Below are 11,846 nucleotides of genomic sequence, written 5' to 3'. Positions count from 1 at the left end.
GCCTTCCGTGGCCGCGACCCGGCCCGGCTGCGCGCGCTGCGCGATGCGGCGCTGGGTGCCCGCGCCGTGGCCTCCGCCGGCGCCGATCCGACTGCCCGGGAGGCCTGATGCCCGACTGGCTGCCGGAAGCGGCGGCGGCGGTGCTCGCCGCCGTGCTCGCGATCACGATGCACGAGGCCGCGCACGGCTATGCCGCGCTGGCCCTCGGCGACGACACGGCGAAGCGGGCGGGGCGGATCAGCCTCAATCCGCTGCGCCATGTCGATCCGGTGGGCACGCTGCTGCTGCCGGGGCTGATGGTGCTCGGGCAATTGCTGACCATCGGACGGGTCGAGGCGATGTTCGGCTGGGCCAAGCCCGTGCCCGTGGACGTCTGGCGGCTGCGCAACCCCCGCTGGGGCATGGTGCTGGTCGCGGCGGCGGGGCCGGGAATCAATGCCGTGCTGGCGGTTTCGGCCGCGCTGCTGGGGCATCTCGTGCTCGCCGGGGACGAGATGATGGGGCCGGACCTCACCGAGTTCCTCCTCCGCTTCATCGTCCTCTCGATGGTCGCGAACCTGGTGCTGGGCCTGTTCAACCTGTTGCCCCTGCCGCCGCTGGACGGCGGGCGCATCATGGTCGGCATCCTGCCGCGCGCCCCGGCCATCGCGCTGGCGCGGCTCGAGCCCTACGGGCTGATGATCGTGATCCTGTTCCTGTTCCTGCTGCCCATGGCGCTGCCGGCCTGGGACCCCATGACGTGGTTCGTGCGCCATGTGGTCGCGCCGGTCTACAGCTTCCTGATCCTGGTGACCGGACACGGGGCAGGGCCATGAGCGAATCGCTGCAACTGCACCTGGAGGGGTTCGAGGGCCCGCTCGACCTCCTGCTGGAACTCGCCCGCGCGCAGAAGGTGGACATCGCGAAGATCTCCATCCTCGCGCTGGTGGACCAGTACCTCGCGGTGATCGAGGGCGCGCGGCGGGTGCGGCTGGAACTCGCCGCCGACTGGCTGGTGATGGCGGCCTGGCTTGCCTGGCTGAAATCCCGCCTGCTGGTGCCGCCCGAGGAGGCCGAGGGCGAGGACGCCGAGCAACTGGCCGAACAACTCGCCGACCGGCTGGCGGAGCTGGAACGCATGCGCGCCGCCGCGCTGTGGCTGAACCGCAGGCCGTGGCTGGGCCACGACGTCTTCGCCCGCGGCGCGCCGGAGAGCCTGCGCGTCGAGGACCGTTCCGGCCTCCATGCCGACCTGCCGTCGCTGCTGCAGGCCTATGTGGCGGCGCGCCGGCGCGCCCTGGCCCGCCGTCCGTACCGCCCGAAGCCGCGCAAGTTGTTCACGGTGCAGGAAGCGCTGGACCGCCTGACCCGGCTGGTCGGCGCGCTGCCTTCCTGGTCGGTGCTGCAAGGTTTCCTGCCGGATACCATCCTGGACCCGCTGGAACGCCGCGCGGCCCTTGCCAGCACGCTCGTGGCAGGCTTGGAGATGGCCCGCGGCGGCGGGATCGAGATGCGCCAGGAGGAGGCCTTCGGCCCCATCCTCGTCCGTCGCCGGACGGAAGAAGGGACATCGGATGAACGGACGGCCTGAGGAGGCGGGCGAGCGGCCCGCCCCGGCGCCGGAACCGGCCGGGGAGGCGATGCGCGGGCCCGCCGTGGCGACGAGTGTGGATGTCCCGGCGGACGGTGCCGAACCGGCGGCCCCCGGGACCTTGGCCTCCGCCGGGCCCGACGCCGCGACGCCGGACCCCGCCGGCCATGACGCCCCGGCGCCGGACATTCCCGCGGAACCCGAACCCGAACCCGAACCTGCCGATCCGGAAACCATTGCAGCCGGCACGTTCGCTGCCGAAGCCGCGGCGCCCGCCACGAACGATGGCGAACCCGACCCCGCATTGCTCGCCGAGGGCGTACGCATCGCCGAGGCGCTGATCTTCGCCTCCGACCGTCCGGTCACCCCGGCGGTCCTCGCCAACGTGCTGCCCGAGGGCCTTTCCGCCGCCATGGTCGCCGCGGCGCTCTTCTCCGCCTGCGAGGGGCGCGGCGTGGTGCTGACCGAGGTCGCCGGCGGCTGGGCCTTCCGCACCGCGCCCGACCTGGCGCAGCGGCTGACCAAGGTGGTCCAGGCCCCGCGCCGCCTGCCGCGCGCGGCGATGGAGGCGCTGTCCGTCATCGCCTACCACCAGCCCTGCACGCGCGGCGAGATCGAGGAGATCCGCGGCGCCAGCCTCGCGCAGACGACGCTCGAGGCGTTGCTGGAACTCGGCCTGATCGCCCCGCGAGGCCGCCGGGAAGTGCCCGGGCGGCCGACCCTCTGGGGGACGACGCCGAAGTTCCTCGAGCAGTTCGCACTGAAGGCGCTGTCCGACCTGCCGCGCAAGGAGGAACTGGTCACAGCCGAGACCGGCCCCGCCCTGCCGCTGCCAAGCCTCACGGCCCGGCCCGGACGACCCGCCCCGCCGGCAGAGCCCGCGCCCGCCGAGCCGGCCGCCGAAGCGGAACCGGACGAGGAACCACTGCCCCCCGAGTCCGGGGATGACGAGCCCGCCCCGCCGGCGGAGCCGACCTCCGCCGAACCGGCTGCCAACGAGGAACACCCCCCCCGCGCGGCAGCGGATGACGCGCCCACCTCGCCGGCCGCCGACACCCCATCCGGCGCCGCCTCATGACGCACCTGCCACGCATGGACGACCGCCCGGCCCACCCGCGCAAACCTGCGGCCCGAGGCCCGGCCTCGGGCCGGGAGCGCACGGCGCGACCGCGCGCGACCACCCGCCGCCGCCAATGCGCCAAGGCCGCGCGAAGCCAAGGCGGCCGGACGGGGCCCAATCGCGTTGCAGCGCAACGCGATTGGGGGACCCGGATGGCCGCCGCCCGGCGTTTGAGGGCATAACAACGCGTGACTCTCGTCTTCCGCGACATCCACCACGCCTATGGCGCCCATGAGGTGCTGCGCGGCATCGACCTTTCGGTCGCGCCGGGGGAGATCGTCTGCCTGCTCGGCGCCTCGGGCTGCGGCAAGACGACGCTGCTGCGCCTCGCGGCGGGCCTGGAGCCGCTGCAGGCGGGCCGGATCGAACTCGGCGGCCAGGTCATCGCCGAGCCGGGGCGGGACGTGCCGCCGGAACGCCGCGGCGTGGGCTTCGTCTTCCAGGACTATGCGCTTTTCCCGCACCTGACGGTGGCCGAGAACGTCGCCTTCGGCCTGCGCTTCGCCCCCAAGGGGGAACGCGGCTGGCGGGTGATGGATGCGCTCGCGCGAGTCGGGCTCGAATCCTACCAGAACGCCTTTCCGCACATGCTCTCGGGCGGGCAGCAGCAGCGTGTGGCGCTGGCCCGCGCGCTTGCCCCCCGGCCCTCCGTGCTGCTGCTGGACGAAGCCTTCGCCAGCCTCGACGCCCGCCTGCGGGAACAGGTGCGGGACGACACGCTGCATGTCCTGCAGACCTCCGGCATCGCCACCCTGTTGGTGACGCACGATTCGGAGGAGGCGATGTTCATGGGCGACCGTATCGCCCTGATGCGCGAGGGCCGGATCCTGCAACTCGGGCCGCCCGAGGCGCTCTATTTCGGCCCGGTGGATCGCTACGTCGCCACCTTCCTCGGCGAGGTGAACCATTTGCCGAGCCGCGTGCGCGAAGGCCAGGCGGAAACCGCGCTTGGCGCCCTGCCGGCCGCCGGGATCGCCGACGGCACGGCGGTCGAAGTGCTGATCCGCCCCGAGGGGCTGCGCCTCGGCGCCGAGAATGCACGGGAAGCGGAGGTCGAGGCCTGCCGGCTGCTCGGCTCCACCACCATGGTGCACCTCGCCCTGCCGGACGGGATGGGCGGCCTGCTGCATCTCCATGCCCGGCTGCCACCCGGCCGCCGCCTTGCGCGTGGCGAGCGCGTAACGGTCGCGATGGACCCCGAACGGGCCTTCGTCTTTCCACCCGAGACTACCTAGATAGACGTGGCCGCATTGGCGGCTTGCCGGCTTCCTGCTAACGGGGCGTCCCCCGAGGCGCACTGAGCCGGGGGAAGGGAGCGCATGTTCGACCTGGCCTGGTCCGAGATCGCCTTGATTGCCGTGGTGGCGCTCGTCGTCATCGGGCCCAAGGACCTGCCCGACGCCATCAAGGGCGTCGCGAAGGGCATCCAGACCCTCCGCCGCAAGGTGGGGGAATTCCAGCAGCAGGCTGACGAGCTGGTGCGCGAGGCCAAGCTCGACGACGTGCGCAACCAGATCGCCGAGGTGCGCAGCACCATCAGCGACATCCGCAACCTCGACATCAAGGGCACGATCGAAAAGGCGGTGGACGCCGACGGGTCCGTGCGCAAGGCCTTCGACGACCCGATGGCGGGCGGCAGCACCTACACCCCTCCGCCGGCCTGGGAACCCCCGCCGGTGCCCGAGAACGCGCCCGCCTTCGTCCCGCCCGAGGTGGCGCGCTGGTCCGCGCCGCCCCCGCCGCCGCCGCTGCCCGAGCCGCCTGCGCCCGCGCCCTCCGCCGCCCCCGCCTTCGTGCCGCCGTCCACCGAGCCGCCGAAGCCCACCGCCACTCCGAGCGTCTAAGGGACAGGCTGCTTTGCCCCTCACTCCCGAAGAAGACACCATCGACGACAAGCCGATGCCGTTGATGGACCACCTGAAGGAGCTGCGTCAGCGGCTGCTGTGGTCCGTCAGCGCGTTCATCATCGCCTTCGCGGTCTGCTACTACTTCTCGCAGCAGATCTACGGCTTCCTCGCCCAGCCGCTGGCCAACATCCTGGCGCAGCAGTCGGGCGGCGAGCGGCGGATGATCTTCACCGCGCTCTACGAGGCGTTCTTCACCTACCTGAAGGTCGCCTTCTTCGGCGCGGTGTTCTTCTCCTTCCCGATATGGGCGACGCAGCTCTGGATGTTCGTCGCCCCGGGTCTCTATCGCAGCGAGAAGCGGGCGATCTATCCGTTCCTGATCGCCTCGCCCTTCCTGTTCGTGATGGGGGCGGCGCTCGCCTACTACTTCATCTTCCCGCTGGCCTGGAAATTCTTCATCTCCTTCGAGACACCGCCCGGTTCCGGCGGCATCCCGATCCAGCTCGAGGCGAAGGTCGGCGAGTATCTCTCGCTCGTGATGCACATGATCCTGGCCTTCGGGGTCGCCTTCCAGTTGCCGGTGCTGCTGACGCTGCTGGTCAAGATCGGCATCCTGAACGTGGAGACGCTGCGCAAGGGCCGGCGCTACGCGGTCGTGATCATGTTCGTGGTGGCCGCGGTGATCACGCCGCCGGACATCATCAGCCAGATCGGCCTCGCGATCCCACTGATCGCGCTCTACGAGATCTCGATCTTCGCGGCGCGCTGGGTGGCGCCGAAGCGCGACGAGAATTGATCCCGCCGCGGGGCGCGCCGGTCGCGCGCTCCGCGCTCCCAGGCTATTCCGGCTCGGTTCGAGGGGCATTTCACGATGCATGACATCAGGGCGGTGCGGGCAGACCCCGCGGGATTCGACGCGGCGATGGCGCGGCGGGGGCTGGAGGCCGTCTCGGCCGCCATCCTGAAGCACGACGAGGCGCGCCGCTCGGCCCAGACCGCGCTGCAGGAGAAGCAGGCCCGCCGCAACGCCATCGCCAAGGAGATCGGCATGGCCAAGCGCCAGGGCGGCGACACCGCTGCCCTGGAAGCCGAGGCCGTGGCCCTGCGCGACGAGATGGCGGCGCTCGAGGCGACGGCCGCCGGTGCGGAGCGCGACCAGGTCGCGCTGCTCGAGATCCTGCCCAACATCCTCGATGCCGAGGTGCCGGAAGGGCGCGAGGAAGCCGACAACGTCGTGCTGCACCAGCACGGCGACATCCCGGCCTATCCCTTCCTGCCGAAGCAGCATTTCGAGCTCGGTGAGGCGCTCGGCCTGATGGATTTCGCCACCGCCGCGAAGCTGGCCGGCGCCCGCTTCACCGTGCTGAAGGGCGCGCTGGCGCGGCTCGAGCGCGCGCTCGGCCATTGGATGATCTCGCTCCATACCGAGGCGCATGGCTACACCGAGGCCTCGGTGCCGCTGCTGGTGAACGATGCCGTCGCCTACGGCACGGACAAGCTGCCGAAATTCGCGGACGACCTGTTCCGCACCACGGACGGCCGCTGGCTGATCCCGACCGCCGAGGTGCCGCTGACCGGATTCGCGATGGGCGAGATCCTCGCGGAGGCCGACCTGCCGATGCGCCTGACCGCGCTGACCCCGTGCTTCCGCTCGGAAGCCGGCAGCGCCGGGCGCGATACGCGCGGCATGCTGCGCCAGCACCAGTTCCTGAAGGTGGAGATGGTCTCCATCACCACCGCCGAGCAGTCCGCCGAAGAGCACGAGCGCATGACGCGCTGCGCGGAGCGCGTGCTGACCGATCTCGGCCTGACCTGGCGGCGGGTCTTCCTGTGCGCGGGCGACACCGGCTTCGGCGCGGCGCGAACCTACGACCTCGAGGTCTGGCTGCCGGGGCAGCAGGCGTGGCGGGAGATCTCCTCCTGCTCCAACACGCGCGATTTCCAGGCCCGGCGGATGAACGGGCGCTACAAGCCGAAGGAGGGGAAGGGGAACCTCTTCCTCCATACGCTGAACGGCTCGGGCGTCGCCGTGGGGCGCGCGCTGATCGCGGTGATGGAGACCTACCAGCAGGAAGACGGCAGCATCCGCGTGCCGGACGTGCTGCTGCCCTTCATGGGCGGGGTCAGCCGGATCGGCTGAGCTGGACCGTCAACGTCCCGCCAAGGCGGGGATGCGGACATCCGCGTCCCCGCGTGGTGCATCGCTCACGCCGCGATCTTGACCCCGAGCCGGCCGGCGAGGTCGAGGATGAACTGCCACGCCACGCGCCCCGAGCGCCCGCCGCGCGTCACCGACCATTCCACCGCCTGGGCGCGCAGGTCCTCCTGCGGCACGGACAGGCCGAAATAGGCCGCGTAGCCCTCGATCATGGCGAAGAAGGTGTCCTGGTCGGCATTGTGGAAGCCGATCCAGAGGCCGAAGCGGTCAGAGAGCGAGACCTTCTCCTCCACCGCCTCGCCTGGGTTGATGGCGGTGCTGCGCTCGTTCTCGATCATGTCGCGGGACATGAGGTGGCGGCGGTTGGAGGTGGCGTAGAACAGGACGTTCTCCGGCCGCCCCTCGATGCCGCCGTCGAGCACGGACTTCAGCGCCTTGTAGTCGGCGTCGTCCTTCTCGAAGGAAAGATCATCGCAGAACACGACGCAGCGCCGCGGCTGCAGGCGCACCTGGCCGAGCAGGTCGGGCAGGGTGCTGATGTCCTCCCGGTGGATCTCGATCAGGGCCAGGCTGCCGGGGATCTCGGCATTCGCCGCGGCATGCGCGGCCTTGACGAGGGAGGACTTGCCGGTGCCGCGCGCGCCCCAGAGCATCGCGTTGTTGGCGGTGAAGCCGCGGGCGAAGCGCAGCGTGTTCTCGAGCAGCAGGTCCTTCTGCCGTTCCACCCCGCGCAGCAGGCCGATCGGCACGGCCGCGACCTTCGGCACGGGGGCGAGGCGCGGGCGCGGTTCCGGGTGCCACACGAAGGCATCCGCGGTGGACAGGTCCAGCGAGCCGGCGGGCGGCGGGGCCAGGCGCTCGAGCGCCTCGGCGATGCGGGTCAGGGCGGGGAGAAGGGTGGCGTCATCCATGGTCCTGGCGGAATAGGGCGGGATGCTATTGACGGGAAGGGGTGGGCGGCTAGGTTCCGCGCCTTCACGCCGAAAGACGGAACAACGCCTCATGTGGACCCCCTTCGGGATCTCGACCGCCCATGCCCAGGATGCCGCCGCCGGCGGTGCCGCGGGCATCGCCATGCAGCTGCTGCCGCTGGTCCTGATTTTCGTCGTCTTCTATTTCCTGCTGATCCGCCCGCAGCAGAAGAAGATGAAGGATCATCGGGAGATGCTCACCCAGCTCAAGCGCAATGACCGCGTGGTCACGGCGGGTGGCATCGTCGCGACGATCACCAAGGTCAAGGAAGGCTCCGACGAGGTCGAGGCCGAGATCGCGCCGAACGTGCGCGTGACCATCGTGCGCGGCACCATCACCAGCGTCATCCGCCCACAGGCGGCCAACGACGCGGCCTGAGGGCGTCCCGGGTCGTTTGAACCATCGACCGGCTCGGCCCCCGTCTTCAGGTGAGGGGCCGGGCCTGCCGCCGCCCGCGGCGGCCGCGTGGCGCGCGCCTTGCGGCGCCAGGAACGTCGTTGCCGGGCTGATTGGCTTCCCCGGCATCGCCCCATGCGGCGAAGTCTCGGGCGTTGGCTTGGCCGCTGCCGCCCATCGCACGGCCCCGCGAATGGGCCGGCGCTCTCCATCCTGGGTCATTGTTCCCGGGCCTGTAGGCAGGGGGACCATGTGGTGCCCAGACACGCGGATGTGTCCCGGAAAGGAAGTGTTGGGGGTTTTGGCCCCCATTGCGAAATCCGGTCGGGATTTCCTGGTACTTTCGCATGCTGATTCACCCTCCCTCGATCTTTACGATCGCTTGCCTGCTCACCCTGTTGCTGGGCTGCATGCAGCTCTGGCTCTGGCGACAGGACCGGGAGCAGCGCGCGCTCGCGACCATCGGCATCGCCTATCTCGTGGGAGCGATCGGGAGCGTCCTGCTGTCCAGCCGCGGACATATCGCCGACCGGATCTCGATCGACGTCGCCAATGCGCTGATCGGGCTTGGCTACGGGCTCGTCTGGAGCGGAATGAGGCAGTTCGAACGGCGTCCGCCGCGCCCTGTCGTCTGCCTCCTCGGCGCGGCAGCATGGCTGGCCGCATGCCAGGTCCCCGCCTTCTACGCCGACTTCCCGGCGCGGGTCCTCCTCATGTCCCTCATCATCGCGACATATTGCGTCGCGGCGGCACGGGAATTGTGGATCGGGCAGGTCAGCCGAAGCCTGCCGTCACGCCGGCCGCTGGTCGCCCTGCTTCTCCTCAACGCGCTTCTGCATGTCATGCGGGCGCCGCTGCTCCTGCTGTCGCCCGCCGAGCCTGAGGCGACCAAGCTGCCGACGGCGTCGGCCTGGTTCGCCTTCGTCTCCCTGGCAGCCGTCGTCGTCATCGTCGGGATCTCGCTGTTCCTGGTGGCGCTCGCGAAGGAACAGGCCCAGCAGCGTTCGATCGCCGCGATGGCGGCGGCGCGCGATGCTTCCGAGAAGGCGAGCGCGGAAAAATCGCGCTTCCTGGCGCGCATGAGCCACGAGCTGCGCACCCTGCTCAATTCCGTCTTCGGCATGGCGCAATTGCTCGCGCGCGACCCGGGGCTCGATCCGGCGCGGCGCGAGCACGCGGCGACGCTGGAACGCGCCGGCCGGCACCTGGTCGCGATCGTGAACGACGTTCTCGACCTGGCACGCGTCGAGGCCGGCCGGCTGGAACTGGCCCCTCGGCCGGTCGATCTGCGCGGCCTGCTGGAGGAGACGGTCGAACTCGCCCGCCCGGCCGCGCTTGCGAAGGACATCGTGCTCAGCCTGCGGCTCTTTCCTCCCGTGCCCGCCGCCGTGCTGGCCGACCCGGTCCGGGTCCGGCAGATCCTGCTGAACCTGCTCGGCAATGCGGTGAAGTTCACGCCGGAAGGGGGAGAGGTCAGCCTCTCGGCCCGCTCGGGCCCGGCCGGACTGGCCCTCGCTGTCACGGACAACGGCCCCGGCGTCCCGCCGGAACTGCGCGAGCGGCTTTTCCAGGACTATGAGCGCATGGGCGCCGACGCGGCGGGGATGGAGGGTACGGGCCTCGGCCTCGCCATCACCGCCGCGCTTGCGCACGCGATGGGCGGCAAGGTGTCATATGCGCCGGGCCCGGGCGGGGTGGGGAGCTGCTTCAGCGTGGAACTGCCGCTCGCCGCCGCGACACTGCCCGTGCCGATGCAGGCCGCGGCACCGCAACCTGCCCCTGCGGCCGACAGCCTGCGGATCCTCGTCGTGGACGACATCGCGGCCAACCGGATGGTGGCGGAGGCACTGCTGACCCAGGCGGGACACAGGGTGGACACCTTCGCCGACGGCGCTTCCGCGGTCGCCGCGATCGAGCGCGGGCCACTGCCCGACGTGGTGCTGATGGATGTCTACATGCCCGGCATGGACGGTTTCGCCACCACCGCCCGCATCCGTGCCCTGCCGGGGGCGGCGAGGCGCGTGCCGATCCTCGCGGTCACCGCGGAGGCCGCGCCCGACGAGGTGCGCGCCTGCCTGGACAGTGGCATGGACGGCCATGTCGCGAAGCCCATCGACCGGGACGGCCTGCTTGGCGCCATCGCGGAGGCGACCCGCGTCCGGGCCTAGAGCAGATCCCGATCAGTGGAATCACTGATCGGGTGAAGATACTCGGAAAAAACAAAGGCCTGGAGCGGTGTTCGTGAGCCGCGGCGAACGGAAACCGCTCCAGCCCCCCGCCCATCGTCCTGGAGGCGAACGCGCCGGACGGGCTGCCCTTCCGGCGGTCCGGGTGGAAAGGGAGGGCCTCGGCCCTCCCTTCGTGCAATCAGGCCGACTGGCCCGCAGTGAAGCCGCCCTTCGTGAGCAGGCCGGCGACCACGTCCCAGTTCACCAGCTTGTCGAGGAAGTTCGCCAGGTAGTTCGGGCGGACATTGCGGAAGTCGAGGTAGTAGGCGTGCTCCCACACGTCGCAGCCGAGGATCGGCTGGCCCTCGCCGGTGCTCAGCGGGTTCGCGCCGTTCGGCGTCTTCGTCACCTTCAGCTTGCCGTCGGTGCCGATGACGAGCCACGCCCAGCCGGAGCCGAACTGCGTCGCGCCGGCGGTCTTGAAGGCTTCCTTGAACGCCGCGAGGCCGCCGAGGTCGCTGTCGATCTTCGCGGCCAGCGCGGCCGGGACGCTCTCGCCGTGCGCGCCGCCCGGCGCCATCACCTGCCAGAACAGGCAGTGGTTCCAATGCTGGCCGGCCTGGTTCAGCACGGGCAGGCCATCGGCACCCGCCTTGCCCGCCTCGGCGCAGATCGTCTCCAGCGACTTGCCCGCGAGGCCCTTGCTCTCGACCAAGCCGTTCAGCGCAGTGACATAGGCGTTGTGGTGCTTGCCGTGGTGGAGTTCGAGCGTCTCCTGGCACATGCCGGTCGCGGTGAGCGCGCCGGTCGCATAGGGCAGCGGGGGAAGGCTGAAGGCCATGGGGTCTCTCCCGTGTGTCGGACGAAGCGCGGGCCGCGCCACGGACCGAGGTAGGCCGGGGGCATGATGCGCGTCAACCGCGCGCCGGGGTTCCGTCACGCCGCCGCCTCGCGCATACGGATGGCGTGAGCCTGTCCCCCATCGGCGCCTTCGCGCGCAGCCATGATCCGGATCGCTACCTCTGCGCGCTGTTCGCGCCGGCGGAGAAGCGCGAAGCGATCTTCGCCCTGATCGCCCTGAACCACGAACTCGCCCGCGCGCGGGAAGCCGCGGCCAACCCCATGGCCGCGCTGATCCGCCTGCAATGGTGGCGCGATGCGGTGGAGGAGGCGGGTACCGGCCGCCCGCCGCGCCGGCACGAGGTCGCGGAGCCGCTGCACGCGGCGATCACCGCAGGCCTGCTCGACCCCGAGGGCCTTCTGGCGCTGGTCGATGCGCGCGAGGCGGAGGCGGAGGAGGACGGCCTCGCCACCGAGGAAGCCTTCGTCGCCTGGCTGCGTGGCACGGCCGGCGGCTGGTCGGCGGTGGCAGGCCGCGCGCTGGGCGCGAGTGCTGACGAAGCCGAGGTGCTGCGCGCCCTCGGTGCCGCCTATGGCCTCGCGGGCGTGTTGCGCTCGGTCGGGGCGCATGCGGCGCAGGGCCGTTGCCTGCTTCCGGGTGACCGGCTGGCGGCGGCCGGGTTGGATGCGGCGGCCGTCACCGCCGCGCCCCGCGCCGCGCCGCTTGCAGCATTGCTGCGGGAGATGGCGGCGGAAGGGCTGGCGGCGCTCGCCG

Annotated in this window: 12 protein-coding genes; 10 read left to right on the top strand and 2 right to left on the bottom strand. The window is 71.2% G+C overall.

The features are described 5' to 3' along the window. Positions 1 to 107 precede the first annotated feature (107 nt). The 7 genes from GXW76_RS22965 to serS all read left to right on the top strand — a co-directional run bounded on the left by GXW76_RS22965 (position 108) and on the right by serS (position 6,677). Positions 108 to 815, top strand: a complete 708-nt coding sequence (locus GXW76_RS22965) for a site-2 protease family protein (protein WP_211864471.1) — start codon at positions 108 to 110, stop codon at positions 813 to 815. Beyond that, positions 812 to 1,570, top strand: a complete 759-nt coding sequence (locus tag GXW76_RS22960; protein ID WP_211864470.1) for a segregation and condensation protein A — start codon at positions 812 to 814, stop codon at positions 1,568 to 1,570. Before GXW76_RS22965 ends, GXW76_RS22960 begins: the two co-directional genes overlap by 4 nt. Beyond that, positions 1,554 to 2,648, top strand: coding sequence for an SMC-Scp complex subunit ScpB (gene scpB / locus GXW76_RS26065; protein WP_272876133.1), 1,095 nt, complete (start codon positions 1,554 to 1,556; stop codon positions 2,646 to 2,648). Before GXW76_RS22960 ends, scpB begins: the two co-directional genes overlap by 17 nt. Positions 2,649 to 2,878: 230 nt before the next feature. After that, positions 2,879 to 3,925 (top strand): ABC transporter ATP-binding protein, encoded by a 1,047-nt coding sequence (locus tag GXW76_RS22950; RefSeq protein ID WP_211864469.1) that lies wholly within the window; start codon positions 2,879 to 2,881, stop codon positions 3,923 to 3,925. Positions 3,926 to 4,009: 84 nt separating this feature from the next. After that, positions 4,010 to 4,534, top strand: coding sequence for a Sec-independent protein translocase protein TatB (gene tatB / locus GXW76_RS22945; RefSeq protein WP_211864468.1), 525 nt, complete (start codon positions 4,010 to 4,012; stop codon positions 4,532 to 4,534). A gap of 55 nt (positions 4,535 to 4,589) precedes the next feature. Then, entirely contained in the window at positions 4,590 to 5,333 is a 744-nt protein-coding gene (gene tatC, locus GXW76_RS22940) for a twin-arginine translocase subunit TatC (protein WP_211864472.1), read from the top strand. Positions 5,334 to 5,408: 75 nt separating this feature from the next. Beyond that, positions 5,409 to 6,677, top strand: a complete 1,269-nt coding sequence (gene serS, locus GXW76_RS22935; RefSeq protein WP_211864467.1) for a serine--tRNA ligase — start codon at positions 5,409 to 5,411, stop codon at positions 6,675 to 6,677. 65 nt (positions 6,678 to 6,742) lie between these two features. Here serS and GXW76_RS22930 read toward each other — a convergent pair whose 3' ends face one another. Beyond that, positions 6,743 to 7,606: an ATP-binding protein gene (locus GXW76_RS22930; protein WP_211864466.1), complete on the bottom strand. Its 864-nt coding sequence runs from the start codon at positions 7,604 to 7,606 to the stop codon at positions 6,743 to 6,745. A gap of 91 nt (positions 7,607 to 7,697) precedes the next feature. On the opposite strand from GXW76_RS22930, the gene yajC reads away from it, so the two are divergent. Together yajC and GXW76_RS22920 are read left to right on the top strand one after the other, a co-directional pair. Next, complete coding sequence (gene yajC, locus GXW76_RS22925; RefSeq protein ID WP_211864465.1) at positions 7,698 to 8,045, top strand: preprotein translocase subunit YajC; 348 nt, start codon at positions 7,698 to 7,700, stop codon at positions 8,043 to 8,045. A 365-nt stretch (positions 8,046 to 8,410) separates the two neighbouring features. Continuing rightward, positions 8,411 to 10,231, top strand: a complete 1,821-nt coding sequence (locus GXW76_RS22920) for a hybrid sensor histidine kinase/response regulator (RefSeq protein ID WP_211864464.1) — start codon at positions 8,411 to 8,413, stop codon at positions 10,229 to 10,231. A 199-nt stretch (positions 10,232 to 10,430) separates the two neighbouring features. Here the strand turns inward: GXW76_RS22920 and GXW76_RS22915 are convergent, their stop codons facing one another. Beyond that, positions 10,431 to 11,072, bottom strand: a complete 642-nt coding sequence (locus GXW76_RS22915; RefSeq protein WP_211864463.1) for a superoxide dismutase — start codon at positions 11,070 to 11,072, stop codon at positions 10,431 to 10,433. A gap of 125 nt (positions 11,073 to 11,197) precedes the next feature. On the opposite strand from GXW76_RS22915, the gene GXW76_RS22910 reads away from it, so the two are divergent. Next, on the top strand, positions 11,198 to 11,846 hold a 649-nt coding region (locus tag GXW76_RS22910), incomplete at its 3' end, for a phytoene/squalene synthase family protein (protein WP_211864462.1).

Source organism: Neoroseomonas soli, assembly GCF_018129065.1.
GTDB classification, from domain to species: domain Bacteria; phylum Pseudomonadota; class Alphaproteobacteria; order Acetobacterales; family Acetobacteraceae; genus Neoroseomonas; species Neoroseomonas soli.
Note: the sequence above shows the minus strand (reverse complement) of the source record. Positions and strands in the feature narration are given on the sequence as shown.